The sequence below is a fragment of the Aeromonas enterica genome (genome assembly GCF_054052465.1).
Map to the genome: position 1 here is coordinate 37,945 of NZ_JBSTYL010000014.1, position 25,642 is coordinate 63,586.

The 25,642-nt window shown below is 61.3% G+C and carries 21 protein-coding genes and 1 pseudogene; 11 read left to right on the plus strand and 11 right to left on the minus strand.

All coding sequences use genetic code 11. From position 1 onward, the window contains the following. Nucleotide 1: 1 nt before the first annotated feature. A complete protein-coding gene (gene secB / locus ACW5XD_RS14935) occupies nt 2–472 on the minus strand; it encodes a protein-export chaperone SecB (RefSeq protein ID WP_005319808.1) in 471 nt (156 codons plus the stop codon). Between the two features lie 47 nt (nt 473–519). Then, on the minus strand, nt 520–951 hold the full coding sequence (locus tag ACW5XD_RS14940) for a rhodanese-like domain-containing protein (RefSeq protein ID WP_456495520.1): 432 nt from the start codon (nt 949–951) through the stop codon (nt 520–522). A 325-nt stretch (nt 952–1,276) separates the two neighbouring features. Between ACW5XD_RS14940 and gpmM the strand changes: the two genes are divergently transcribed. Further along, nucleotides 1,277–2,806, plus strand: coding sequence for a 2,3-bisphosphoglycerate-independent phosphoglycerate mutase (gene gpmM, locus ACW5XD_RS14945; RefSeq protein WP_456495521.1), 1,530 nt, complete (start codon nt 1,277–1,279; stop codon nt 2,804–2,806). A 9-nt stretch (nt 2,807–2,815) separates the two neighbouring features. Next, complete coding sequence (locus tag ACW5XD_RS14950; RefSeq protein WP_456495522.1) at nt 2,816–4,216, plus strand: peptidoglycan DD-metalloendopeptidase family protein; 1,401 nt, start codon at nt 2,816–2,818, stop codon at nt 4,214–4,216. 162 nt (nt 4,217–4,378) lie between these two features. Here ACW5XD_RS14950 and ACW5XD_RS14955 read toward each other — a convergent pair whose 3' ends face one another. After that, nucleotides 4,379–5,029: a Qnr family pentapeptide repeat protein gene (locus tag ACW5XD_RS14955; protein ID WP_456495523.1), complete on the minus strand. Its 651-nt coding sequence runs from the start codon at nt 5,027–5,029 to the stop codon at nt 4,379–4,381. Nucleotides 5,030–5,118: 89 nt separating this feature from the next. On the opposite strand from ACW5XD_RS14955, the gene ACW5XD_RS14960 reads away from it, so the two are divergent. Continuing rightward, nucleotides 5,119–6,126: a substrate-binding domain-containing protein gene (locus ACW5XD_RS14960; protein WP_456495524.1), complete on the plus strand. Its 1,008-nt coding sequence runs from the start codon at nt 5,119–5,121 to the stop codon at nt 6,124–6,126. 177 nt (nt 6,127–6,303) lie between these two features. Here ACW5XD_RS14960 and ACW5XD_RS14965 read toward each other — a convergent pair whose 3' ends face one another. From ACW5XD_RS14965 to ACW5XD_RS14975, 3 genes are read right to left on the minus strand one after another with little or no spacing between them, the layout of a single operon-like run. Beyond that, a complete protein-coding gene (locus ACW5XD_RS14965; RefSeq protein ID WP_456495525.1) occupies nt 6,304–6,945 on the minus strand; it encodes a bifunctional 4-hydroxy-2-oxoglutarate aldolase/2-dehydro-3-deoxy-phosphogluconate aldolase in 642 nt (213 codons plus the stop codon). Nucleotides 6,946–6,954: 9 nt separating this feature from the next. Beyond that, a complete protein-coding gene (edd, locus tag ACW5XD_RS14970) occupies nt 6,955–8,751 on the minus strand; it encodes a phosphogluconate dehydratase (protein WP_456495526.1) in 1,797 nt (598 codons plus the stop codon). Then, complete coding sequence (locus tag ACW5XD_RS14975) at nt 8,748–9,257, minus strand: gluconokinase (RefSeq protein ID WP_456495527.1); 510 nt, start codon at nt 9,255–9,257, stop codon at nt 8,748–8,750. Before ACW5XD_RS14975 ends, edd begins: the two co-directional genes overlap by 4 nt. Before the next feature lie 245 nt (nt 9,258–9,502). Here ACW5XD_RS14975 and gntU point away from each other — a divergent pair, with 245 nt between their 5' ends. From gntU to ACW5XD_RS14995, 4 genes are all read left to right on the plus strand, one after another. Continuing rightward, the gene (gntU, locus tag ACW5XD_RS14980) at nt 9,503–10,843 is read left to right on the plus strand and encodes a gluconate transporter (protein WP_456495528.1); all 1,341 of its coding nucleotides are present in this window, start codon (nt 9,503–9,505) and stop codon (nt 10,841–10,843) included. A gap of 146 nt (nt 10,844–10,989) precedes the next feature. Next, nucleotides 10,990–12,339, plus strand: coding sequence for a CDP-diacylglycerol--serine O-phosphatidyltransferase (gene pssA / locus ACW5XD_RS14985; protein ID WP_456495529.1), 1,350 nt, complete (start codon nt 10,990–10,992; stop codon nt 12,337–12,339). Between the two features lie 201 nt (nt 12,340–12,540). Beyond that, entirely contained in the window at nt 12,541–14,610 is a 2,070-nt protein-coding gene (recG, locus tag ACW5XD_RS14990; RefSeq protein ID WP_456495530.1) for an ATP-dependent DNA helicase RecG, read from the plus strand. A gap of 33 nt (nt 14,611–14,643) precedes the next feature. Then, a complete protein-coding gene (locus ACW5XD_RS14995; RefSeq protein WP_456495531.1) occupies nt 14,644–16,701 on the plus strand; it encodes a membrane assembly protein AsmA in 2,058 nt (685 codons plus the stop codon). A 54-nt stretch (nt 16,702–16,755) separates the two neighbouring features. Here ACW5XD_RS14995 and ACW5XD_RS15000 read toward each other — a convergent pair whose 3' ends face one another. Further along, a complete protein-coding gene (locus ACW5XD_RS15000) occupies nt 16,756–17,670 on the minus strand; it encodes a bifunctional GNAT family N-acetyltransferase/hotdog fold thioesterase (protein ID WP_456495532.1) in 915 nt (304 codons plus the stop codon). A gap of 173 nt (nt 17,671–17,843) precedes the next feature. Between ACW5XD_RS15000 and ACW5XD_RS15005 the strand changes: the two genes are divergently transcribed. After that, on the plus strand, nt 17,844–18,512 hold the full coding sequence (locus tag ACW5XD_RS15005; protein WP_456495533.1) for a spermidine synthase: 669 nt from the start codon (nt 17,844–17,846) through the stop codon (nt 18,510–18,512). 38 nt (nt 18,513–18,550) lie between these two features. On the opposite strand, the gene dtd is transcribed toward ACW5XD_RS15005, so the two are convergent. The 4 genes and pseudogenes from dtd to typA all read right to left on the minus strand — a co-directional run bounded on the left by dtd (nt 18,551) and on the right by typA (nt 22,075). Next, nucleotides 18,551–18,994, minus strand: coding sequence for a D-aminoacyl-tRNA deacylase (gene dtd, locus ACW5XD_RS15010; RefSeq protein WP_456495534.1), 444 nt, complete (start codon nt 18,992–18,994; stop codon nt 18,551–18,553). Between the two features lie 82 nt (nt 18,995–19,076). Further along, nucleotides 19,077–19,208, minus strand: a pseudogene (locus tag ACW5XD_RS15015) (virulence factor BrkB family protein); the annotation flags it as partial. A gap of 9 nt (nt 19,209–19,217) precedes the next feature. Further along, on the minus strand, nt 19,218–20,090 hold the full coding sequence (locus ACW5XD_RS15020) for a virulence factor BrkB family protein (protein WP_456495535.1): 873 nt from the start codon (nt 20,088–20,090) through the stop codon (nt 19,218–19,220). Between the two features lie 173 nt (nt 20,091–20,263). Continuing rightward, the gene (typA, locus tag ACW5XD_RS15025; protein ID WP_456495536.1) at nt 20,264–22,075 is read right to left on the minus strand and encodes a translational GTPase TypA; all 1,812 of its coding nucleotides are present in this window, start codon (nt 22,073–22,075) and stop codon (nt 20,264–20,266) included. Nucleotides 22,076–22,426: 351 nt separating this feature from the next. Here typA and glnA point away from each other — a divergent pair, with 351 nt between their 5' ends. From glnA to glnL, 3 genes are all read left to right on the plus strand, one after another. Next, nucleotides 22,427–23,836, plus strand: a complete 1,410-nt coding sequence (glnA, locus tag ACW5XD_RS15030) for a glutamate--ammonia ligase (RefSeq protein ID WP_456495537.1) — start codon at nt 22,427–22,429, stop codon at nt 23,834–23,836. Nucleotides 23,837–23,927: 91 nt separating this feature from the next. After that, nucleotides 23,928–24,506 (plus strand): DUF4124 domain-containing protein, encoded by a 579-nt coding sequence (locus tag ACW5XD_RS15035; RefSeq protein WP_456495538.1) that lies wholly within the window; start codon nt 23,928–23,930, stop codon nt 24,504–24,506. A gap of 80 nt (nt 24,507–24,586) precedes the next feature. Continuing rightward, nucleotides 24,587–25,642 (plus strand): nitrogen regulation protein NR(II), encoded by a 1,056-nt coding sequence (glnL, locus tag ACW5XD_RS15040; protein WP_456495539.1) that lies wholly within the window; start codon nt 24,587–24,589, stop codon nt 25,640–25,642.

The following is a 25,642-nucleotide window of genomic DNA, read 5'->3' on the forward strand; positions in this document are numbered from 1 at the left end:
ATCAGGCTTCCGCAGTCGCCTGCTGGGCCTGTGCTTGCGCCATGTGCTGGGCAAACAGGGCATCGAAGTTGACCGGTGCCAGGTTCAGCTGCGGGAAGGAACCCTTGCTCACCATATTGGCCACGGCTTCGCGGGCATACGGGAACAGGATGTTCGGGCAGAAGGCAGCCAGGCAGTGAGCCAGTTGCGGCTCCGGCAGGTTGCCGATGGTGAAGATACCGGCTTGCTGCACTTCACACAGGAAGGCGGTCTCGGTTTCCAGCTTGCAGGTCACGGTCAGGGTCAGCACAACCTCGTACACGCCGTCAGCCAGGATGTTGGTCTTGGTGTCCATGTCCAGCTTGACGTCCGGCTGCCACTCTTTCTGGAAGATGTGCGGGGTATTCGGGGCTTCGAAAGAGACATCCTTGGTGTAAACACGCTGGATGTGGAATTCCGGTTGTACTTCCTGGTTGTTGATTTCGTCAGCCATTTCGTTTGATTCCTTTTTAAGAAAATATGTGGGCGCAGGCCCTTAAATCAGCGTTTTTTGGTCACCGGCAGATTATCTGCACGCCACTGGGCCATGCCACCGCTGAGCACATACACCTGCTTGAAACCGGCCTTGCTCAGTTGGCGACCCGCGCCACCAGCGGTCATCCCCGACTCGCACACCACTATGATGGGGGCATCTTTATGCTTTTCAACCGGACCCAGGTTATTGCTCTGGATCTGGCTGAGCGGCAGGTGCTGGGCACCGGCCAGATGGCCCTTGGCAAACTCTTCCTGACTGCGAATGTCCACTACTGTGGCATTTTCACGGTTGATCAGCAGGGTAGCCGTGTGGTTGTTCACCGTCTTAACCGGAGAAAAACGAGCACGCACCGTGGTGAAAACCAGAGTGCCTGCCAGGCCGAACCAGGCTGCGGTCAGCAGCGGGTTACGGGCCGCAAAATCCAAATACTCTTGCATCTTCTACTATCCAGGGACCAAGACAAGGGCCCGAGTATACATGGGGACCCCACCAAGATCAGCCATCTTGGCGGCAAAGCGGGAGCGAGCTCCCATCGGGCGGGGGCACGATAAAGGATCGGAATAAAAAGTGGCGTCCGACGCTTTGGGACGAGAATTCGTCGAGCCAGGAGACAAGCCGGCGACAAAGAGGAAACAGGCCAGCAACAGCAGGCGGCCCCCGCCGGACGGGGCTTGGCTATCAGGTGACTATTTCGGCAGATGTAGTAATATTACGCTAGTTTCACTTCCCGCAATTCATTCCTATCCGAGAGGACATAGCCTTATGTCAACAGCTAAGAAACCTTTGGTTCTGGTCATCATGGACGGTTGGGGCTACAGCACCAAGCAAGAGCACAACGCCGTCGCTGCCGCCAAGACGCCCAACCTCGACCGTCTCGCCCGTGACTACACCAGCACCCTTATCTCCGGCTCCGGCCTGGACGTGGGTCTGCCGGATGGTCAGATGGGTAACTCCGAAGTGGGTCACGTCAACATTGGCGCCGGTCGCATCGTCTATCAGGAACTGACCCGCATCTCCAAAGAGATCAAGGACGGCGACTTCTTCCAGAACGTCGAACTGGCCAAGGCTGTCGATTCTGCCGTGACCAAGGGCAAAGCCGTTCACATCATGGGTCTGATGTCCCCGGGTGGCGTACACAGCCACGAAGAGCACATCATGGGCATGATCGAGATGGCCGCCAAGCGTGGCGCCGAGCAGATCTATTTCCACGCCTTCCTGGATGGCCGCGACGTACCGCCGCGCTCCGCCCAGTCTTCCATCGAACAGTTCGATGCCCTGTTTGCCCGTCTGGGCAAGGGTCGTTTCGCCTCCATGATCGGCCGCTACTTCGCCATGGACCGCGACAACCGCTGGGATCGCGTGCAGCAAGCCTATGACCTGATGACTCAGGGCAAGGGCGAGTTCACCGCCGACAGCGCCAGCGAAGCCCTGGCCGCTGCCTATGCCCGCGACGAGAACGACGAGTTCGTCAAGGCCACCCGCATCGGTGCTGCTGCCCCCATGCAGGATGGCGATGCGCTGATCTTCATGAACTTCCGTGCTGACCGCGCCCGTGAAATCACCCGCGCCTTCGTCGACAGTGACTTCACCGGCTTTGCCCGTGCCGCCACCCCAGCGCTGAACTTCGTGATGCTGACCGAATACGCGGCCGACATCAAAACTGCCTGCGCCTATCCGCCGACCGCTCTGATGAACACCCTGGGTGAGTGGCTGGCCAAGCAGGGCAAGACCCAGCTGCGCATTTCTGAAACCGAGAAGTACGCCCACGTCACCTTCTTCTTCAACGGTGGCGAAGAGTCCTGCTTCACCGGTGAAGACCGCGAGATCGTCGCCAGCCCGAAAGTGGCCACCTATGATCTGCAGCCGGAAATGAGCTCCGAAGAGCTGACCGACAAGCTGGTTGCCGCCATCAAGAGCGGCAAGTACGACACCATCATCTGCAACTACCCGAACGGCGACATGGTCGGCCACACTGGTGTATTCGATGCGGCCGTCAAAGCCTGTGAAGCGGTTGACCACTGCATCGGTCGCGTCACCGAGGCCCTGGCTGAAGTGGGTGGCGAATGCCTGATCACCGCCGATCACGGCAACGCCGAGAAGATGCTGGACGAAGAGACGGGTCAGGCCCACACAGCCCATACCAACCTGCCGGTTCCCCTCATCTATTTCGGTCGCAAGGCCGAGGTGGTTGAAGGTGGCAAACTGTCCGATCTGGCGCCGACCATGCTGACCCTGATGGGCCTGCCGGTCCCGCCGGAAATGACTGGCAAGCCCCTGATGATTCTGAAATAATCCTTCCCCATGCGGGGATGCGAAGTTATTTCAAACAAAACCAGTCGCGTCGGCCTGTTGGCCGGCGCGCTGTTTTTTTGCCTGTCGTTTATCGCGGGCAAGGCCCTGGCTGCCAATCAGCAGCTCGGCACCATGCAGTCCCAGATCAAAGAGCAACAGAAGACCATCAAGCTCAGCAAGCAGGAGCTGGCCAAACTCAACACCCAGCTCAAGGCCGATGAGCAGGCCATCTCGGCCGCGGCGGCCAAGCTCGAGCAGACCAAACAACAGCTGAAACAGAATCAGCAAAAGCTGGTGGGCCTGCAACAGGACAAGCTGGATCTGGAACAACAGGCCAGCCATCAGAAACAGTTGCTGGCCAAGCAGGCGGAAAGCGCCTTCCAGGCAGGCAACCACGATTACCTCAAACTGCTGCTCAATCAGCAGGATCCGGCCAAACTGAGCCGCTCTCTCGATTACTACGACTACCTCAACAAGGCCCGTATCGAGGCCATCGACGCACTGCGCGCGACCCGCACCAAGCTGGCCAAAAACCAGCAGGCCACCAAAGAGACCGAAAGCAAGCTGCAAGCCCTGCTAAGCGAGCAGCAGGAACATCATCAGGCCCTGCTGGCCAGCCAGCAGAGTCGCGCCAAGGTGCGCAACCAGTTGCAACAGTCGGTAGAAGATGACGAACAGAAGCTGACCAAGCTGATCAAGGCGGAGAAAGCCCTGAAGGCCCGGCTGGAAGAATTGCGTCGCCAGCGGGAAGAGCAGGAGCGCCGTGAGCGGGCCGAGCGGGAGCGGCTGGCCAAACTGAAAGCCGAGCAGGAGCGCCAGCGCCGTCTGGAGGCCCAACGCCTGGCCGCCGAGCAGAAGCGGATTGCAGAACAGCAGCGGATCGCGGCGCAGCAGCAAAAGGTCGGCGAGCAGCAACGGCTCGCCGCCGAACAGCAGAAAGTCGCCGCGCAACAGAACCGGGTGGCGGAGCAACAAGCCGCCGCGCGCAGCACCAAGCCAAGCAGTGGCGGCTACGGCGGTCTCAGCACCAACGGCAGCCTGCGCTGGCCGGTGCAGGGTCCGATCCTCATATCCTACGGCTCACCCCGCACCGCCGAGCTCAAGTGGAAGGGCACCCTGATAGGTGCCAGCGAAGGCACCCAGGTCAAGGCGGTCGCACCGGGCCAGGTGGTGTACGCCGACTGGCTGGATGGCTTCGGCATGCTGCTGGTGATCGACCACGGCCGTGGCTACATGAGCCTCTACGGTCACAACCAGTCGCTGTTGCGTCAGGTAGGTCAGAGCGTGGAACAGGGTGAACCCGTGGCGCTGGTCGGCGACAGTGGCGGCCAGGACAGACCCGGCCTCTACTTCGAGATCCGCTATCAGGGTGAAGCCATCAACCCGACCAAGTGGCTGGCCAAGGGCTGATCCTGCGGTATGACCTCGCCCCGTCAGTTACGGCTGGTTAGACGCAGATCCCGCACACTCAATGACAAAAAGCCTGCATGACGCAGGCTTTTTTGATCGTCGCCGATGGTCCTGTCAGTGGCTTCGAATGACGAAAATTTACCCCGTTTTCGACCGCAGAGATCAGGGGAAGACGATGAGGCCGAGCTGTTCGAGCAGCCCCTGCTGCTGCTCTTCATTGATCTGCACCCCGTCCAGCTTGACCCGACGCAGATCCAGCCCGGGCAGATCGCACTGGCGCAGATCGCAGCCCTGCAGGTTGAAGCTGGTCCACTCTATCTGGCCGAACTCTGAGCCGCTCAGATCGGAACCCGCCAGTGAAGCCCCCAGCAGGCTGGCTCCCTGCCAGCGATTGCCGCTGAGCTCGCAGCGCTCCAGCAGACAACCGTCGAAGTTGGCGTAGCTGAAGTTGTTGCCCGTAAGATGGGCCTCGCAGAAGTAGCTCTTGACGGTGATCTGGTTGGCGAAGCTGGCGCGGGCGAAGTTGATGCCCATGGCCTGACAGTCACGCATCTCCAGCCCCAGGCACTGGCTGCGGCTGAGATCCGCCAGGGTCAGATCGCAGCGCAGAAAGCTGGCCTCCCGCAGATCGCAGCCCTGTAGCTGGCAGCCCAGCTCGCGCTCCCGCTCATAGAAGGTGCAGTCGACGAAGCGGCTCTCGCTCAAGTCCAGCCAGGAGAAGTTGCAGTCGATAAAGCGGCAACCATCAAACTGTTCCTCTGCCACATCCTGCTGTTCGAAACGCTTCCCCTCGAAGCACTTGCCCTTGATCATGCGAATAGTCCTCTGCCAATGGCGTCATATGCTGACTTTGTTAAACAAAAACGGTAATGTTACCTGTAACATTTTTGCCGGATCCCGAGATGAACGACACCCGAAAGCGCCGCCCCACCCTGCAGGACATAGCCGACCTGACCGGGGTCACCAAGATGACCGTCAGCCGCTACCTGCGCGATCCGCAGGCCGTGGCCGAGGGCACGCGTGAGCGGATTGCCGCCGCGGTGGAGGCGCTGGGCTACATCCCCAACCGAGCACCGGACATTCTCTCCAACGCCACCAGCAAAGCGATCGGCATCCTGATCCCCTCTCTTTCCAACCAGGTCTTCTCCGCCGTGGTGCACGGCATAGAGTCGGTGACCCGGCCTGCCGGCTACCAGACTCTGCTCGCTCACTACGGCTACAGCCCGGAGCGGGAAGAGGAACAGGTGGCCTCCCTGCTCTCCTATCACGTGGACGGTCTGATCCTCTCCGACAGCCAGCACACGGAGCGTACCCGCAAGATGATCGCCACCGCAGGCATTCCTGTGGTGGAAACCATGGATCTGCCGCAAGTCCCCATCGACATGGTGGTGGGGATGGATCACAGGGCCGCCGCCCGGGCCATGGTAACAGAGATGCTGCGCCGGGGCCGACGCAAGCTGGTCTACCTGGGGGCGAGGCTCGACGTGCGCACCCAGCTGCGGATGGAGGGTTACTACCAGGCGATGGCCGACTTCGGCCTGAGCGGCCAGCACCTGCTGACCGAGCAGTCCTCCAGCTTCACCCTGGGTGGTCAACTGCTGGATCAGGCGCTGGTGCGCTACCCCGACCTCGATGGCCTGTTCTGCACCAACGATGATCTGGCGGTGGGCGCCCTGCTGCAGTGTCAGGCCAAGTGGATCCCGGTGCCCCAGCAGATCGCCATCGCCGGCAGCAACGCCCTCGACATAGGCCATGCCATGACCCCCAAGCTGGCCAGTATCGTCACGCCGCGCAAGGAGATAGGCCATGAGGCGGCGACCATGCTGCTGGCCCGACTCAGCGGCCAGCCAGTGCCCGACACCCGCAAGGACATGGGATTCTCACTCTATGAAGGGGAAAGCCTGGGCTGACGCTTTCGCGAAGGGAGGGTCAAAGCCTGAGGGCACGCAGGCCGGATTGGCCACGAAGCGGTCTGATCCGAGACGCTAGCCGATTTATCCCCCTTATTCAAAGGCAAAAAAAAGCAGGCCACCCCGGGGTGGCCTGCTTTTTTTTTCTATTAACCCAACTCTCTTTACGATACGAGCTTAGCGCTTCACCAACTCTACCGCTTCGCAGGAGAGGCGGGTCACCTCTTCCCAGTTGCCGCTCTTGACCGCGTCGGCCGGCAGCATCCAGGAACCGCCGACGGTGGCGACGCATTTCAGCGCCAGATAGTCGGCCACGTTTTTCGGGCCGATACCGCCGGTGGGGCAAAACTTGATCTGGGGAAGCGGCGCGGCGATGGCAGCCAGCGCCTTGGTGCCGCCGTTCGCTTCGGCCGGGAAGAACTTCAGGTGGTCGTAGCCCGCTTCCAGCGCCTGCATCACCTCGGAAGCGGTGGCAACGCCCGGTATCAGCGGCGCCGTGCTGTTGGCCGCGTGGGCCAGCAGGGCCGGGGTCATCCCCGGGGAGATGACGAAGCGGGCACCGGCGGCCACGGCTGCATCAAACTGCGCGCAGTTGAGGACTGTACCGGCGCCGACCATGGCGTCCGGCATCGCCTTGGCGATGAGGGCGATGGCGTCCAGCGCCACCGGGGTGCGCAGGGTGATCTCGAACACCGAGATGCCGCCGTCCAGCAGCGCCTTGGCCATCGGCAGGGCCTGATCCAGGTCGTTGATGACCATTACGGGTACCAGCGGGGAGGCGGCGAACACCTCGGCAGGGGTCACTTTCCAGTTTTGCATAACGCTTCCTTAATCAAAGATGGTGGCGCCGCACTCGGCGCTCGATACCGCGCGACGCATCACGCTGAACAGTTCACGGCCCCACCCCTCTTGTTCCAGAGTGAGGTCGATCTCGGCCTGGGTACGGCCGCTCAAATCGGTCAGGCAATCGAGACGGCCACTCACCGCGTCTACCCGCAGCAGATCGCCATCGGCAAGCAGGCCGATGGCGCCGCCGTGCAGCGCTTCCGGGGTGACGTGGATGGCGGCCGGGATCTTGCCGGAGGCGCCGGAGAGACGACCATCGGTGACCAGCGCCACCTTGTGACCCGCCTTTTGCAGGTTGCCGAGCACCGGCATCAGCTTGTGCAACTCCGGCATGCCGTTGGCGGCCGGGCCATTGTGGCGCACCACGATAACGGCATCCTGATTGAGACTGCCAGCCTTGTAAGCCGCCTCCACCGCATGCTGGGAGGAGAAGACCCGGGCCGGGGCTTCAATCACCCGATATTCGGGCGCCACGGCGGAGACCTTGACCACGGCGCGGCCCAGATTGCCTGTCAGCAGCTTGGTGCCGCCGGTCGCCTGGAACACCGAACCAGTCGGCGACAACACGCTCCCATCGCTACTTTCACCCACCGGCTGCCATACCAGCTGGCCATCCACCAGCGCCGGGCGGCTGAGGTAATCTTGCATCTCGCCAAAGACCGGGGTGGCATCCATGTGGATCAGCCCCTCTTGCGCCAGACGGCGCATCAGGCCGGGCACCCCGCCCGCCTGTTCGAAGGAGTTCACATCGGCCGGGCCGTTCGGATACATGCGCACCAAGAGCGGCACCACGTCCGAGAGATCGCTGATGTCGTCCCAGGTCAGGTGCAGGCCGGCGGCGCGGGCCAGCGCCACCATGTGGATGCTGTGGTTGGTGCTGCCGCCGGAGGCAAGCAGGGCCACCAGACCGTTGACCAGGGCGCGCTCGTCCAGTACCTCGCTCAAGGGGCGATAGGCCGGGGAGCCCGGGATCATGGCGCTGATGCGGCGGGCCGCCTCTTCGGTGAGGGCGTGGCGCAACTCGCTGTGCGGGTGTACGAAGGCGGAACCCGGCAGCATCAGGCCCATGACCTCGAACACCAGCTGGTTGGTGTTGGCTGTGCCGTAGAAGGTGCAGGTGCCCGGCGCATGATAGGCGCCGCACTCCATCTCCAGCAGGGCATCGCGGCCCAGTTCACCGGCGGCGTACTGCTGGCGCACCTTCACCTTGTCATCGTTGCTGATGCCACTGGCCATGGGGCCGGCCGGCACGAAGGCGGTGGGCAGGTGCGCGTGGGAGAGTGCCCCCATGATCTGGCCCGGGGCTATCTTGTCGCAGATGCCGAGCAGCAGGGTGGCGTCGAAGGTGTTGTGGGAGAGTGACAGCGCGGTCGCCTGGGCGATGAGGTCGCGGGAGAACAGGGACATGTCCATCCCAGGCTGACCCTGAGTCACGCCGTCGCACATGGCCGGTACACCGCCCGCCACCTGGGCGCTGTGGCCGAGCTCGGCCAGCGCGGCCTTGATGATGTCCGGGTAGCCCTGATAGGGCTGATGGGCGCTCAGCATGTCGTTGTAGGCGGTGACGATGCCGACGTTGGCGCGGGTCATGTCGAGGATGCGCCCCTTCTCGTCACAGCTGGAGGCGGCCACGGCATGGGCCAGGTTGCCGCAGGCCAGCGCGGCGCGGGTCTTGCCCTGATCGGCCTGACGCTGGATGCGGGCCAGAAAGGCCTGGCGACGGGCGGCACTGCGCTCGCGAATGCGGGCAGTGACGCTGGAAATTACCTGATGGATCATTGGGCTTGCTCCAATGCTGTGACGGCGCGATCAACCACCTGTTCGAAGGTGCCGTCTATATCGATGTGGAATACACCGGCTTCGCCGTCCGGGCGCTCCAGGGTATCGAATTGACTTTGTACCATGCTTTCGCGCATGAAGTGGCCCTTGCGGGCCCGCATCCGCTCGAGGATCAGCGACTGGCTGCCGTCGAGGAAGAGGAAGCTGACCGACTCGTTGCCTTCGCGGATCTGGTCGCGGTACTGCTTCTTGAGGGCCGAGCAGACGATGACGCCCACCTCGTTCTTCTGTTCCAGGCTGTAGGCCGCGTCGCGGATCCGCTCCAGCCAGGGGGCGCGATCCTCGTCGTTGAGCGGGTTGCCGCCGGCCATCTTCTGGATGTTGGCCCTGGGGTGCAGATCATCACCGTCGATGAACTTGGCGCCCAGCACGTCGGCCACTTTGAGGCCCACGCTGGACTTGCCGCTACCACATACACCCATCACGATAATGCTCTTACCCGCCATTGTTTGACCTCTATCTCATTTTTCAAAAAACGTGCTGCCGATGGGTTCTAACTTAGCACGTTACCGGTAACATGTTACCGGTAACAACAAGAATTGTGAAGTCTGCCACAGACTGAGCACACTCATAGTCACCTGGGCAATCGAGTTTGAACCCTGGCCATAAATCTAAATAAATCATAAAGATATGGTCTGCCGACGGATCGGCAGGGTGTCGATACTGAATCTGGAACAAGGAACGCACAACAATGTCTGACCTCTCCCTGATCATGACGGCCGCCGGCTCCATCGTGCTGCTGCTCTTTCTGGTGATGAAGGCCCGCCTGCACGCGGTCGTCTCCCTCATCCTGGTCTCCATGGTGGCGGGTCTCGCCGCCGGCATGAACCCGGCCGACATCGCCGCCACCATCCAGAAAGGGATGGGCGGCACCCTGGGCTTCGTGGCCGTGGTGGTGGCGCTGGGCGCCATGTTCGGCAAGGTGATGGAGGTCACCGGCGCCCTCGACCGGGTGGCTCATACCCTGCTCGGTACCTTCGGCGTCAAGCGCGCCAACTGGGCCATGTCACTGACCGGCTTCATCTGCGCTCTGCCGCTCTTCTTCGACGTGGCCGTGGTGCTGCTGATCGGGGTGGCCTTTGCCATCGTCCGTCGCGGCGGCGGCAGCGTGGTGAAGATAGGCATAGCGCTGCTGGCGGGCATCGCCACCTGCCAGGCGTTCCTTATTCCGGCGCCGGGCCCGATTCTGGTGGCATCCCAGCTGGGGGCCGATTTTGGCTACATGATCCTGTTCGGCCTGATCGCCGCCGTGCCGGCCCTGATCCTGGCTGGCCCGCTGTTTGGGGAGCTGATCAGCAAGGTGGTGGATGTGCCGCTGCCTGCCGATGCCCAGAGCAGCGCCCACGACGACTGCAAGACCCTGCCCTCGTTCGGGTTGGCCATGGGCCTGATCGGTCTGCCGCTGCTGATGATAGGGCTCAAGACCATCGTCGGCCGCTTCGTCGAGGCGGGATCTACCTTGCATGGCTGGCTGGAGTTCATCGGTCACCCCTTCACCGCCATCATGGTCGCCTGTCTGGCCGCCTTCTACCTGCTGGGGGTGCGTCGCGGCATGTCCCGTGACGAGGTGATGAGTGTCTGCAACAGCGCCATCCAGCCCGCCGGCGTCATCATACTGGTGACCGGTGCCGGTGGCGTGTTCAAGCAAGTACTGGTGGATTCCGGGGTGGGTGCCGCCCTCGGCAACATGCTGGCGGATTCCGGGCTGCCCATAGTCGCGCTGGCCTTCATCCTGGCGGCTGCAGTACGAGTCATTCAGGGTTCTGCCACCGTCGCCATGCTGACCGCCTGCGGCCTGGTGCTGCCGATGCTGGAGCCGCTCGGGCTGAACGGTGCCCAGCTGGCCGCCGTGACCATCGCCATCGGTGGCGGGGCCATCGTCCTCTCCCACGTCAACGACTCCGGCTTCTGGCTGGCCAACCGCTATCTCGGCCTCTCCGAGAAGCAGACCCTGCAGACCTGGACTGTGATGGAGACCATCATTGGCACCACGGGCGGCGTCATGGCGATGATCATCTACAGCTTCCTTTGAACATAACTGCTGTCAAAAAGGCCTCCGATGTGAGGCCTTTTTCATCTTTATGACGATTCTTTCTTTGGCTAACAGGTCGAGGTTGCTAGAATCGCCTATCCATCGCTCCGAGTGGAACGCTTAACGCAGTGATTTCAGGTTTCTCTATGTATTCATCGGCACATTATCGACAGCTGTTGGCTCGTCTGCCCCAGATCGCCGTCGCCGCAGATCAGTTTCAGGTGCTCAACAGCGCCAGGGACTTCAAGAGCCGGATCCTTTCGCTCATCGCCAGCGCGACTCACCGCATCTATCTGGTAGCCCTATATCTGCAGGATGACGACGCGGGACGGGAAATACTGTCCGCCCTCTACGCCGCCAAGCAGCGCAACCCGACCCTCGACATCAAGGTCTTTGTGGACTTCCACCGCGCCCAGCGCGGCCTGATCGGCAAAGGCAAGCAGGGGGGCAACCACCTGATGTATCAGGAAATGGCCGCCCGCCACGAGCACCAGATCGCCATCTACGGCGTGCCGGTGAAGGGGCGCGAGCTGCTCGGGGTGCTGCACCTCAAGGGCTTCATCTTTGATGACACCCTGCTCTACTCGGGTGCCAGCCTCAACGACATCTACCTGCATCAGCAGGATCGCTACCGTTTCGACCGTTACCACCAGATCACCAGCCCTGAGCTGACACGCTGCATGGTCAACTATGTGGACGATCTCTTCCTCAAGAGCGAGGCGGTGCAACGACTGGATCGCAGCGACATTCCCAGCGCCAAGCAGCTGAAGGGGCCTATCCGCCGCTTCAAGCACAGCCTGCGCCTGGGTCAGTACCGCTTCGACAGCATGCCGGTCAACAGCCAGGAGATCGCCATCACCCCGATGACGGGGCTGGGCAAACGGGGTAATCAGCTCAACAAGATGATCCGTACCCTGGTGCGCGCCACCGAACGGGAGATCTTCATCTGCACTCCCTATTTCAACCCGCCCAAGGAGTTGAACAAGGACATCGAGACCCTGCTCAAGCGCGGCTGCAAGGTGACGATCGTGGTGGGCGACAAGACGGCTAACGACTTCTTCATCCCGCCGGAGGAGAAATTCTCCACCATCGGCGGCCTGCCCTATCTGTACGAGACCAATCTGCGCAAGTTTGCCGAGCGCAACCAGCATCACATCGATGCCGGCCGTCTCAACCTGATGCTGTGGTGCTGCGAGCGCAACTCCTACCACCTCAAGGGTATCTTCGTGGATGACGAGTGGGCGCTGCTCACCGGCAACAACCTGAACCCCCGCGCCTGGGCGCTGGACCTGGAGAACGGCCTGCTGGTGTACGATCGTCGCCATCACCTGCGTGCCCAGTTCCACGGGGAGCGGGAGAACATACTCGCCAACACCAAGCGGATCAGCCACTTCGATCAGATTGAGCAGATCAAGGACTACCCGGAACAGGTGCGCAAGCTGCTGGCCCGGATCCACAGGGTCAAGGCCCATATACTGCTCAAGCGCATCATCTGACGCCCGGGTGCATCGCGCCCGCTTCCGCCCTCAGGCAGCAGCAACAAAGGCCTCCCGTTTTTCGGCAGGCCTTTGTCGCATGCGGCCACCCCCTTTTTTCAGCCACCCAACCGGCCCGGCTCACAGCAACGCGGCTTGCATCGAGCCATCAACAACCCCTATCATCTGGACATATTTACAGTGTTTTCGGGCATCTAATTGATGAAATTGGATAAAATCTCCCTCGACAGCCTCAAGGGTGTCGGCAGCAAGATGCAGGAGAAACTCGAGCGGCTGGGGCTGGCGACGGTACAGGATCTGCTGTTCCACCTCCCCTTGCGCTACGAGGACCGTACCCAGGTGTGGCCCATCGGCGATCTGCCGCCCGGCCTGCACGGCGCCGTCGAGGGCGAAATCCAGGACACTCAGCTGGTGATGGGGCGTCGCCGCATGCTGGTCTGTCGCATCAGCGACGGCACCGGCACCCTGACCCTGCGCTTCTTCAACTTCACCGCAGCCCAGAAAAACAGCCTGGGCCAGGGCCGGTTGATCCGCTGCTTCGGCGAGGTACGGCCCGGCAAATACGGGCTCGAGATGGCCCACCCCGAGTACAAGCTGCTCGGCGAAGAACAAGCCGGCCAGACCGAAGAGGCACTCACCCCCGTCTACCCGACCACTGAAGGGCTGCGCCAGCTCACCCTGCGCAACCTCACCGATCAGGCGCTGGCTCAGCTCGATCTCTACGGCGTGGAGGAGCTGCTTCCCGCCGGCCTCTATCCCCAGCAGATCGAACTGGCCGCCGCCCTGCGCCTGCTCCATCGCCCGCCCCCCTCGGTGGCGCTGGCGCTGCTCGAAAGCGGCCAGCACCCGGCCCAGCAGCGACTGGTGCTGGAAGAGCTGTTGGCCCACAACCTCTCGGTGCTGAAAGTCCGAGCCCAGGCGCAAACCCAGCTGGCCCGCGCCCTCAAGCCAGCGCCAACGCTGGTCGGCCAACTGCTCGGCGCCTTGCCATTCACCCCCACCGGCGCCCAGAACCGGGTGGTGGCCGAGATCGGCCAGGATCTGCAACGCAGTTACCCCATGATGCGGCTGGTGCAGGGGGACGTGGGTTCAGGCAAGACGCTGGTCGCGGCATTGGCGGCGCTGCAAGCCATCGGCAACGATTGCCAGGTGGGGCTGATGGCCCCGACCGAGCTGCTGGCCGAGCAACACGCCATCAACTTCGGCAACTGGCTGGCACCGCTCGGTATCGGAGTCGGCTGGCTGGCGGGCAAACAGAAGGGCAAGGCACGGGAGGCTCAGCTTGCCGCCATCGCCGACGGCAGCGTCAAGATGGTGGTGGGCACCCACGCCATCTTCCAGGAGCAGGTGGTGTTCCAGCGTCTGGCGCTGGTCATCATCGATGAACAACACAGATTCGGGGTGCACCAGCGGCTCGCCCTGCGCGAAAAAGGCGAGCGTGAGGGTGTGCATCCCCATCAGCTCATCATGACCGCCACCCCCATTCCCCGCACCCTGGCGATGACCGCCTATGCCGATCTCGACACCTCCGTCATCGACGAGCTGCCACCGGGTCGTACCCCCATCACCACGGTCGCCCTGCCGGACAGCCGTCGCGGCGACGTGATCGAGCGGGTCAAGCTCGCGTGTCAGGAGGGCAAACAAGCCTACTGGGTCTGCACACTGATCGAGGAGTCCGAGGTACTGGAGTGCCAGGCTGCCGAGGATACCGCCGCCGAGCTGCAAAACCAGCTGCCCGGCCTGCATATCGGGCTGGTGCATGGCCGGATGCGCCCCATCGAGAAGCAGGGGGTGATGGAGGAGTTCAAGGCGGGCATTTTGCAGCTGCTGGTCGCCACCACAGTCATTGAAGTCGGGGTGGACGTGCCCAACGCCAGCCTGATGATCATCGAAAACCCGGAGCGGCTCGGGCTTGCCCAGCTGCACCAGTTGCGCGGCCGGGTCGGTCGCGGGGCGGTGGCCTCCCACTGTGTGCTGCTTTATCATGCTCCCTTGTCGAAGACGGCCCAGAGCCGGCTTGGGGTATTGCGGGAAACCAACGACGGCTTCCTGATTGCCCAGCGCGATCTCGAGCTGCGTGGACCAGGAGAACTGCTCGGCACCCGCCAGACCGGGCTTGCCGATCTCAAGATCGCCGACCTGGTGCGGGATCAACCGCTCATCCCGCAAGTACAGAGAATGGCCCGCTTCCTGATGGACCGGCATCCCGCTCATGTCGACCCCTTGATCCGCCGCTGGCTGGGTCTGCGAGACCACTACTCCAACGCCTGACAACGATCCCTAGAACACAGGAGGAAAGCACCCATGAATTCTTGGCTACGCGGCCTGCTCTATACATTTGCCTTCCTGCTGCTGTTTGTCTGGATCGGCCTCGGCCTGTTCGATGCGGAGCGGGCCAAGGGACCCATCGCCAGCTGGATCAGTCAGCAGACAGGGGTGCCGGTCACCATAGGGCGGCTGGTGTTCAACCCGCTGCACCCCTATACCCTGCTGGCCGAGCAGGTGAGTTACGGCAACGCCGTGACCCTCGACAAGCTCTATCTCGAGATAGAAAGCATCGACTGGCTGAATCGGGATGTACGCATCGCCCATCTCGATCTCATTCGCCCGGCCATCAAGCTGCCGCTGCCCAACCAGCTGCCGAACCTGCCGGTGCACTCCCTCACCATCGTCGACAGCACCATAGACCGGCTCAGCCTGGAGAGCGACGGGCTGACCCTGCGCGGCCTCAACGCCACCCTGAGCGACTGGCAGTTGCTCAATCCGGTGCGACCGCCCCAAGCCAACCTGAGCCTCAACATCAATGAGCTGGCAACCCCCGCCTTTGCCCTCTCTCGCCTCGGCCTCAAGGGGCGGCTGGAAGGTCAGGTACTGAGCGCCGACAAGCTGACCGCCAACCTGTTCGACGGCCTGCTCGAAACCGGCATGGTGCTGGACTGGCCCGCCCGCAGCCTGCGGTTGAACAATCTGAAAACCCAGGGCATGCGGATCGAGTGGGGGCCCCTTGCCAAAACCGAGCTCCCCCTACGCCAGGTCAGCCTGGATCTAGGCCAGATCCGGGATCTCAGCTTCAACAACATCGAGCAGGAGCTCTCCCTCAACAACTTCAACGGCCAGCTGACGACCTTCAGCTGGCAGGCTGGCAACACGCCCACGGGCTATTTCTCGGGAACTCTCGGCGATCTCGGGCGCGGACTGTTTCAACTGGAGGCACTCCAGGGCAAAGTCTCCTTCTCGCCTCAACAGATCGAGGCCGAGGTACAGGGCAAGGCCTACGAAGGCGAATTCAATCTGGAGCTCTCTCTCGATACCCAGCAGCAGAAGCTGACCCTCAAGGACATGGCCCTGAGCGGCATGGATATCAGCCTGCCCGAAGGGTGGTGGCAGGATTGGCAGAGCTGGCGCCCGCAGCAGATCGACATCCGCAAGCTGGCCTTCGACAAGCTCAAGGTGCTTTCCTTCGACGATACCCTGCCGCTGTCGCTGACCGGCTGGCAGTTCTATCTGACCGATCTCGGTCTGCGGGGCCAGCAGCCCGAGCCCCTGCTTGGCCGGGCCAGGATAGAGAGCCAGTGGTTCGAACTGGTGTGGGACGGTCTCAGCGCCCGCAATGGTGAACTGGATGGCGAGCTGACTCCCGGCTCCTGGCAGCTCAACAAGCTGACCAGCTCGCTGCCGGATGAAGGCAGCCTAAGTCTGAGCGGCCAGTGGGGGCGCGAACCGGGCCAGACCAGCCGGTTGCAGCTCAAGGGCGAAAAACTGGATCTGGTGCAGTGGAGCAAGCTGCTGCACTCTCCCGTCTCCTTCGCCGGCAAAGCGGACTTGAGCGCCGACCTTCAGGCGCTGCACGGCGGCACACCGGGCGCCTGGCGCAGCTCCCTGCAGGGGAACATTGCACTCGATGCCACCGAGCCCTTCTGGGACAAGGTGAAGATAGATCCTCTGCTGGATCAATGGTTCAAACAGGCGGCGCCGCCGACGCTCACCCCGACCGAACTGTGGCAAGCGATGCAGGAGGGCGATACCCCTTTCTATCGTATCAAGCTGCAGGGCAAGGTGGCGCAGGGCCAGCTGAAGATCGAGCAGGCGGGCGCCTCCACCATCACCCACCTGCTGGGGGTGCAAGGCAGCGTCGATCTGGTCAATGAGCAGTGGCAGCTGGATCTGGGCATCCTCAACGGCCAGCGCTGCGCCGAGCTGATCGGCCGGTGGCGCGGGCCGATCGATGCCCCTGTGCTGAACTGGGAGTTCCCGACCAAACAGGCATCCTGTGACTGGGAGGTGGGGGTACGCTATCCGGCACAAGGGCGCAACAGCCCGCTCTGGCGACCGGCACAGCCCACCAAAGCGCCCACGCAGTAAAACGAACAAGGCCTCATCACGAGGCCTTGTTGCCATCCAGCAAGGAAAAAGACCTCAGGCCGGCTGACCGGGCCGCTTGATGGGCTGCACCACGTAGTGGCCGAGGAACTCAACCGCCAGCTTGTCACCACTGAACAGTTTGATCTTGAGGCTGAATTTGGCGGATTCACCGGCCTTCAGCGGCTCGAGCACGGCGGGCATTCCCTCACGGGCGACCCGCGCCTCCGGCTCCTCGTTGACCGGGCGGTAATATTTGATGTTTCCCTCCGCCAGTACCGTATCCCCTACCAGTCCCGCCTCCTTGAGCTGCAACCAGATGAGGCCCCAGCCCGCCAGCACGCACTGGCTGTAGATGCTGCCGGCAAACATGGTGTCGTGCACGTTGAGGTTGGCCGCCAGATTGGCCTTGAGATGGAAGGTCTGGCCGTCGTAGTGGGTGATGTGTACCCCCATCTTCTCGCTGATGGGGATGCCTCGTGACCAGCGGGTGGTCAGGTCCTGGCACCACTCGGGACGATACTGGATGGTCTGCAAGGGGCTGAGGGACTTGATCATCTGGCGATGTGGAATGCGGCCGAAGGAGACCGGACCTTCCCCCACCTCGAGGAAGCCGCACTTGCGATAGAATTCCACCGCCTCCTGGCGAGCATTCATCACCAGTCGCTTCACCTTCTCGCTGCAGGCCAGTTGTTCAAGATCCTGCACCATGCGGGCACCCAGCCCCTGACCACGAAACTCGGGGCGCAGCGCCATGAAACGGATCTGGGCCTCATCGCCACCGACAAACAACCGGCCGACGGCGATCGGCGTGCCGTCAGGCGCCAGCATCAGCCGGTGAATAGCAACGGTATCGTATTCGTCCCGCTCGGAACCGACGGGTAAATTGAAGGGTTTACGCAGCAGTTCCCAGCGCAGCTGGTAGTAAGCATCCAGCTCTTCTGCCGTTTGAGGAGTGACTACCCGGTACATAAAGCGATCCTTGAGTTAGCGCCGACGGACAGATTGAAGGGCTTGCGCACCAATGCCTCCCAGCGCAGCGGGTAGTAAGCGTCCAGCTCTGCTGCCGTTTGAGGAGTGACCACCCGGTACATAGTTCCATCCTTGAGTTACACTGGTCGAAAACCATCTTGCCGTGCAAATTCATGGACTTCAATCTGCAAGCGTACCAAGCCGACCACTTATTGCACCTGAGCGCCAAGCCGGAACGGCGCCTCTCCATACTGGAAAATGCCCATCATCGCTGGCTGGAGATAGACGGCGTGGTGCAGTCGGCCATGTCCCTCGCCCAACCGGCCAGCCTCTGCCTGCCCCATCAGCAGTGCATCGCCAGTCTGTTGCCGGTGACGGCTACCCGGGTGCTGGAACTGGGGCTGGGCGGCGGTGATCTCACCCGCCACCTGGGGGTACGCTGGCCCGAGGCTCGGCATGACTGCGTGGATCTGGATGAAGAGGTGCTGACCCTGTTTCAGGCGTTCTTCCGCCACCCGGCGGAGCCCGCTGATCGGGCGCTGCACCTGCACCACGCCGATGCCCTCGCCTTCCTGCTGGCCCGCGACGACACCTATGACTTCGCACTGCTCGACCTGTTCAGCCAGGATGGCAACCCCCTGCTGCTGTTCCAGCATCAACTCTATCAGACTCTGGCCGCCCGTCTGCGCGGCCCTCTCATCATCAACCTGCTGCCGCGCACCCACAGAGAACTGGAGCAGGCACTCATGCTGGCCGAGGAGTGGATTGGCCCCACCCAGGCGCACCCCGTGCCCGGCTACATCAACGTGATCCTGCACGCCATCCCGCGCCACCTCGCCTAGACCCAACGCTCCCGGTTATCCCCTGCTGAAGCTCCCTCTCAGACCTGCACCTGCAGCCAGAAGGTCACCGGGCCGTCATTGACCAGCGCCACCTTCATGTCGGCGGCAAAGCGGCCTGTCTCGGTCGGTATGTCGCCGGCGGTTGCCTGCGCCACGAAGTAGTCGTACAGCCGCTCGGCCTCGACCGGATGGGCGCCGCCAGAGAAGCCGGGTCTCATGCCTTTCTTGGTATCCGCCGCCAGGGTGAACTGGGAGACGACCAGCAGACTGCCGCCGGCCTGACTCACGTTGAGGTTCATCTTGCCGTTCTCGTCGGAGAAGATGCGATAGCCGCTCACCTTGTGCAGCAGCTTGTCGGCTCTGGCCTCGTCATCCCCCTGCTCCACCCCGAGCAGCACCAGCAGCCCCTGGCCTATGGCCCCGGTCACCTCTCCCTCTACCGTTACGCTGGCCTCGCTGACCCGCTGAATCAGTGCAATCACATCCCTCTCCTCTTCAAACAAAATGACCGCCTCTCAGGACGGTCATCAATGCTATCAATAAAACGGCTTACAAGGTGATGGCTCAAGCCAGCTCTTCTGAGGTGGGGCGCTCATATTCACCGAGGCAGGCGGTGGTTTCCGCGCCAAGCAACACCACCAACCAGCTGAGGCAATCCGCATAGGCCCAGACAAACAGTCTGGTCGCCGATGCCAACAACAAGGCTCAAGCAAGCTCTTCTGAGGCAGGCCGCTCATATTCGCCGAGACAGGCGGTGGTTTCTGCGCCAAGCAACACCACCAACCAGCTGAGATAAACCCAGACAAACAGGATCGGAATGGTTGCCAGGGCACCATAGATGGCCTGATAGGAGGGAAAGTTGGTGATGTAGATGGCAAATCCACGCTTGGCCAGCTCGAACAGGGTGGCCGCCACCAAGGCGCCGATGAAGGCGTGTATCAACCGTACCTTGCAGTTGGGCACCACCGTATAGACCAGCAGGAAGGTGAGCACAGAGAAGAGGAATGGCAAGCCACGCAGCAGCAGATAGCCGATGCCGAACAGGCTCTCGGCCCCAAACAGCCGCAGCGAGAAAATGTAGGAGGAGATGGCGATGCTGGCACCGATAAGCACGGGCCCCAGAGTCAATATCATCCAGTACATGGCGAAGGCCTGGGCCATTGGCCGGCTCTGGGTCGAGCGCCAGATGTAGTTGAGGTTCTTGTCGATGGCCGAGATAAGCATCAGCGCCACCACGATCAGGGCACCGATCCCGACCGCCGTGGTGTTGGTGGCGTTGGCCACGAAGCCGTCTATGTACTCCTTGAGCATCTCGCCGGCGGTGGGTACGAAGTTGTGATAGACAAACTGCTCCATCGCCTGTTTCAGGGTCTGGAACACGGGAAAGGCGGACATCATGCCGAACACCACGGCGATCATGGGCACCAGGGAGAGCAGAGTGACATAGGCCAGATAACCGGCGGTCACCGTCAGCCTGTCCTGCTGGAAACGGCCCCAGACAAACTGGGCGAAGTGGCTACCATCGTGGCGCACAAAGGAGAGGGCATGGCCGAGACGGCCACCGAATTTCTGCTGCATCGTGATTCCCAATGTCTTCATCATGCAGGCATTGTGTCAGATTGTATGGCCATTTGGCCACCCATGGGCAGGTTCAGTACACTCCGTTCGGGCAACAGGACCGACGATACACCTGCGGGCAGGCATAAAAAAAGAGGCCCGAAGGCCTCTCTCTGTCTGTCGATGAACAGATATCAAGCACGACCGGCGCGCTTGCGATCCATCTCGGTCAGCAGTTTCTTACGAATGCGAATGGCCTTGGGCGTGATCTCTACCAGCTCATCGTTGTCGATGAACTCGAGAGCCTGTTCCAGGGTCATGCGGATCGGCGGAGTCAGCACCTGGGCTTCGTCAGTACCGGAGGCACGCATGTTGGTCAGCTGCTTGCCCTTCAGGCAGTTCACTGTCAGGTCGTTGGAACGGGAGTGGATACCGATCACCTGGCCTTCGTACACTTCGGTCGCGTGACCGATGAACAGACGACCGCGGTCTTGCAGGCCGAACAGGGCGAAGGTCAGAGCCTTGCCGGTGGCGTTGGAGATCAGCACGCCGTTCTGGCGCTCGCCGATGCTGCCACCCTTGTGCGGACCGTAATGGTCGAAGGTGTGGTACAGCAGACCGGTACCGGAAGTCATGGTCAGGAACTCGGTCTGGAAGCCGATCAGGCCACGGCTCGGGATCATGAAGTCAAGACGGACACGGCCCTTGCCATCCGGGGTCATGTTGGTCATCTCGCCCTTGCGCAGGCCGAGTTGCTCCATGACAGAGCCCTGGTGGATCTCTTCCACGTCGACGGTCACAGTTTCAAACGGTTCGTGCAGAACGCCATCCACGGTACGCAGGATAACTTCCGGACGGGATACCGCCAGCTCGTAGCCTTCGCGACGCATGTTTTCGATCAGGATGGAGAGGTGTAGTTCACCACGGCCGGATACGCGGAACTTGTCCGGATCTTCGGTCTCTTCCACTCGCAGGGCCACGTTGTGGACCAGCTCTTGGTGCAGACGCTCCAGGATGTTGCGGGAGGTCACGAACTTGCCTTCTTTGCCGGCGAACGGTGAGGTGTTGACCTGGAAGGTCATGTTCACAGTCGGCTCGTCAACGGAGAGCGGCGGCAGGGCTTCAACGGCGCCGTTGTCACAGATGGTGTCGGAGATTTTCAGCTCACCCAGACCTGTGATGGCGATGATGTCGCCCGCTTGCGCATCAACAACTTCAGTACGGGACAGACCCAGATAGCCCAGCACCTGACCGACTTTGCCGGTACGGGTCTTGCCATCGGCACCAACGACGGTGACTTGCTGGTTGGTCTTGACGCGACCACGGCTGATACGGCCGATGCCGATAACACCCACGTAGGAGTTGTAGTCCAGCTGGGAGATCTGCATCTGGAAGGCACCGGCGGGGTCACCCTTCGGCTGCTCGACGTTGTCAACGATGGCCTGGAACAGGGGTTCCATGTTGTCGGACTCAACGTCCTGATCCATGGTGGCCCAACCGTTCAGTGCAGAGGCATAGACAACTTTGAAGTCCAGTTGCTCATCGGTGGCACCCAGGTTGTCAAACAAGTCGAATACCTGATCCATTACCCAGTCAGGACGAGCACCCGGACGGTCGATCTTGTTGATGACCACGATCGGCTTCAGACCCTGAGCGAAGGCTTTCTGAGTCACGAAACGAGTCTGCGGCATAGGGCCGTCAACAGCATCAACCAGCAGCAGCACCGAGTCGACCATGGACATGACGCGCTCTACTTCACCACCGAAGTCGGCGTGACCCGGTGTATCAACGATGTTGATGCGGTAGTCGTTCCAGCGGATCGCAGTGTTCTTGGCGAGAATGGTAATACCACGTTCCTTTTCCAGATCGTTGGAATCCATCAGACGCTCTTGACCATCAGTGGTACGGTCCAGGGTTCCAGACTGCTGCAGCAGCTTATCAACCAGGGTAGTTTTGCCGTGGTCTACGTGCGCAATAATCGCAATATTGCGTAAATTCTCTAACATTCTCGCCTCAATCACCGGGTAAAATTGGGCGCTAATTGTACTCTCGCCTTTGTGATCTGCCTAGCAGAATTGCAGTTCATTCACGCAGAACAAAGGATCGGGATCATGGACCTTCCGTTCAAAGCCTGCTTAGATGGGGGCTGACCGTATACTGCGCACCATTTTAGTGCACCAAAACGATCCACTGTTGCACTACTTTGAGGCGTAACGCGCTGAGATGGCAGGTCTTGGGGCTGGCTTATAGTCGCAAATGCCCTGAAATCAAGCTGTCACAAACTTGGCACGATACTGGCTTATGTGAATGTGATGACGCATTCACCCTAAGAGTTTTAACACCGGAGGTTACTTAGCATGTCAGCCCAGAACGTTTTGGCCCTGATCCAGGAACACGAAGTCAAGTTTGTTGACCTGCGCTTTACCGACACCAAGGGTAAAGAGCAGCACGTATCCATCCCTTCCCACCAAGTCAACGAAGACTTTTTCGAAGACGGCAAGATGTTCGATGGCTCCTCCATCGGCGGCTGGAAAGGCATCAACGAGTCTGACATGGTACTGATGCCGGATGCAGCCTCCGCCAAGCTGGATCCGTTCACCGAAGAGACCACGCTGAACATCGTCTGTGATGTGCTGGAACCGGCTACCATGCAAGGTTATGACCGCGATCCGCGCTCCATCTCCAAGCGCGCCGAAGATTTCCTGAAAGCCAGCGGCATCGCTGACACCGTGCTGTTCGGGCCGGAGCCGGAATTCTTCATGTTCGACAACATCACCTTCTCGAACACCATGGGCCACAGCTTCGTGAAAATCGAATCTGAAGAAGCCGCCTGGAACTCGGGTACCGAGTATGAGCACGGCAACAAGGGCCACCGTCCGTTCGTGAAAGGCGGTTACTTCCCGGTTGCACCGGTTGATTCCTCCCAGGACATCCGCGCCGCCATGTGTCTGGTGCTGGAAGAGATGGGCCAGGTCGTTGAAGCTCACCACCACGAAGTGGCGACCGCCGGTCAGAACGAGATCGCAACCCGTTTCAACACCCTCACCCTGAAAGCGGATGAAGTACAGGTGCTGAAGTACGTTATCCACAACGTGGCCCACGCCTACAACAAGACCGTCACCTTCATGCCGAAACCCATGTTCGGTGACAACGGCTCCGGCATGCACTGCCACCAGTCCCTGGCCAAGAACGGCGTCAACCTGTTCGCCGGCGACCTGTACGGCGGCCTGTCCGAGATGGCACTGCACTACATCGGCGGTATCATCAAGCACGCCAAGGCCATCAACGCCTTTGCCAATCCGACCACCAACTCCTACAAGCGTCTGGTGCCGGGTTATGAAGCCCCTGTCATGCTGGCCTACTCTGCCCGCAACCGTTCAGCCTCCATTCGTATCCCGGTAGTGCCGAGCCCGAAAGCCCGTCGTATCGAAGTGCGCTTCCCGGATCCGGCTGCCAACCCGTACCTGGCCTTCGCAGCCCAGCTGATGGCCGGTCTGGACGGCATCATCAACAAGATCCATCCGGGCGATGCCATGGACAAGAACTTGTATGACCTGCCGCCGGAAGAAGCCGCCGAAGTGCCGACCGTTGCAGGCTCTCTGGACGAAGCTCTGGCCGCACTGAACAGCGATCGCGAGTTCCTGACCCGCGGTGGTGTATTCAGCGATGACTTCATCAACTCCTACCTGGAACTGAAACAGCAGGATGTTGACCGCGTGCGCATGACCCCGCACCCGCTGGAGTTTGAACTGTACTACTCCGTTTAATCCGGACCACAGCTCAGAACTTGACCAAACCCGCCAACAGGCGGGTTTTTTCTCTGGTAGGATTAAGCAAAATCCCGTCAAGGAGAGATGGATGAGAAACACATACCCCATATGGGCACTGAGTCTGCTGCTGGCGAGCATGGGGGCTCAGGCCGCCAAGGTGTACTCCTGGACCGACAGCAAGGGTGTTGTCCACTACACGGATGCCCCGCCCCCCGGCCAGAAGGCCAAGGAAGTTGATCTGCGGGTTGCGCCTCTCACTGGCAGCTCGCCGCGCTCAGTACAGGTGGACAACTTCAACAGCCTGACCGGCGTCGATGCCAAGAAAGAGAAAGAAGCGGCCAAGCTGGTGATCGAGCTGCTCTCACCAGAACAGGGCAGCACGCTGCGCGACAATACTGGCAACGTGGTGTTCCAGGGGCAGATCAGCCCGAAAGCGCCGACCCAATACGACGTCCGTCTGACGCTGGATGGCAAGGCCGCCCCCATGGTCCACAACGGCTTGGCCATTCGGGTCGAGAACCTGGATCGCGGTGCGCACGAGGCCCAACTCGAGCTGCTGGCCAAAGACGGTACGATCCTTGCTAAATCCAGGGTTGTCACCTTCTACCTGCACCGGGCCAGCCTCAATCCGGCACCAAAAGTGACCCCGCTCCCCAACAAGGGGTGATCCTGCGCATCGATATGGGTAGACTAAATGCACCACTTTGGTGCGTTACTGGTGTATAGCACCGTTTTAGGGAGAAACCTGTGCCAACCCGCCCGGATCAAGCCAAGATACTGCTCGATAACTTGCTGACCGCCGTCATCCTGATGGATGAGCGGCTCTGCATCCAGTTCGTCAACCCGGCGGCCGAACAACTGCTCTCCCTCAGCCAGCGCCGGCTGATCGGGATCGAGCTGCCCCATCTGCTGGAACACATCTCCCTCGATCTGCAACGCCTCAAGCAGTGCCTCATTTCGGGGCAAGGCTTCACCGACAGCGAAGTGACTCTGGTGGTAGAAGGAGAACCCAGACTGGTAGAGATGAGCGTGAGCCCGCTCGCCGACCATGAACAACGCTTGATGGTGGTGGAGCTGCGCAAGATTGATCAGCAAAAGAAGATCAGCCAGGAGCTGCAACAACATGCCCAGCAGCAGGCGGCCAAGGAATTGGTGCGCGGTCTGGCCCACGAGATCAAGAACCCGCTCGGCGGCCTGCGCGGCGCAGCCCAGCTGTTGCAAAAAGAGCTGCCGGATCCGGCCTTGCGTGAATACACCGGCATCATCATAGAGCAGGCCGACCGGCTGCGGGTGCTGGTCGATCGTCTGCTCGGTCCCCAGCGCCCGGGTCGTCACCAGATGCACAATGTCCACTCTGTGCTGGAGCAGGTACGCCGTCTGGTGGAGCTGGAGCTGCCGCCGACGGTCCGCATAGAGCGGGATTACGACCCCAGCATTCCGGAATTCGAGATGGAGCCGGATCAGCTGCAGCAGGCGTTTCTCAACATGGTGCGTAACGCCGCCGAGGCCATAGGCGAGCAGACAGGGCTTATCCGCATCAAGACCCGCACCGCCTTCCAGATCACCATCCACGGCCAGCGCTATCGACTGACGGCCGAAATCAAGATCATCGACAACGGCCCCGGCATTCCCGATGCCATCCGCGATACCCTCTTCTACCCCATGATCACCGGCAAGGAGGGAGGCACGGGGCTCGGTCTCTCCATCGCCCAGAACCTGATCGATCAGCACAAGGGGCGCATCGACTGCATCAGCTGGCCAGGCCACACCGAATTCACCATCTTTCTACCGCTTCGCAAATAA

Coding starts and splice junctions, on each gene's coding strand:
- ACW5XD_RS15000 (WP_456495532.1), bottom strand. CDS start 17,670: ATGTACCGGGTAGTCACTCCTCAAACGGCAGAAGAGCTGGATGCTTAC.
- gntU (WP_456495528.1), top strand. CDS start 9,503: ATGTCTGACCTCTCCCTGATCATGACGGCCGCCGGCTCCATCGTGCTG.
- ACW5XD_RS14940 (WP_456495520.1), bottom strand. CDS start 951: ATGCAAGAGTATTTGGATTTTGCGGCCCGTAACCCGCTGCTGACCGCA.
- edd (WP_456495526.1), bottom strand. CDS start 8,751: ATGATCCATCAGGTAATTTCCAGCGTCACTGCCCGCATTCGCGAGCGC.
- recG (WP_456495530.1), top strand. CDS start 12,541: ATGAAATTGGATAAAATCTCCCTCGACAGCCTCAAGGGTGTCGGCAGC.
- ACW5XD_RS14975 (WP_456495527.1), bottom strand. CDS start 9,257: ATGGCGGGTAAGAGCATTATCGTGATGGGTGTATGTGGTAGCGGCAAG.
- ACW5XD_RS14955 (WP_456495523.1), bottom strand. CDS start 5,029: ATGATCAAGGGCAAGTGCTTCGAGGGGAAGCGTTTCGAACAGCAGGAT.
- ACW5XD_RS15035 (WP_456495538.1), top strand. CDS start 23,928: ATGAGAAACACATACCCCATATGGGCACTGAGTCTGCTGCTGGCGAGC.
- ACW5XD_RS15005 (WP_456495533.1), top strand. CDS start 17,844: ATGGACTTCAATCTGCAAGCGTACCAAGCCGACCACTTATTGCACCTG.
- ACW5XD_RS15020 (WP_456495535.1), bottom strand. CDS start 20,090: ATGCAGCAGAAATTCGGTGGCCGTCTCGGCCATGCCCTCTCCTTTGTG.
- ACW5XD_RS14960 (WP_456495524.1), top strand. CDS start 5,119: ATGAACGACACCCGAAAGCGCCGCCCCACCCTGCAGGACATAGCCGAC.
- ACW5XD_RS14965 (WP_456495525.1), bottom strand. CDS start 6,945: ATGCAAAACTGGAAAGTGACCCCTGCCGAGGTGTTCGCCGCCTCCCCG.
- glnA (WP_456495537.1), top strand. CDS start 22,427: ATGTCAGCCCAGAACGTTTTGGCCCTGATCCAGGAACACGAAGTCAAG.
- gpmM (WP_456495521.1), top strand. CDS start 1,277: ATGTCAACAGCTAAGAAACCTTTGGTTCTGGTCATCATGGACGGTTGG.
- typA (WP_456495536.1), bottom strand. CDS start 22,075: ATGTTAGAGAATTTACGCAATATTGCGATTATTGCGCACGTAGACCAC.
- secB (WP_005319808.1), bottom strand. CDS start 472: ATGGCTGACGAAATCAACAACCAGGAAGTACAACCGGAATTCCACATC.
- ACW5XD_RS14995 (WP_456495531.1), top strand. CDS start 14,644: ATGAATTCTTGGCTACGCGGCCTGCTCTATACATTTGCCTTCCTGCTG.
- pssA (WP_456495529.1), top strand. CDS start 10,990: ATGTATTCATCGGCACATTATCGACAGCTGTTGGCTCGTCTGCCCCAG.
- ACW5XD_RS14950 (WP_456495522.1), top strand. CDS start 2,816: ATGCGGGGATGCGAAGTTATTTCAAACAAAACCAGTCGCGTCGGCCTG.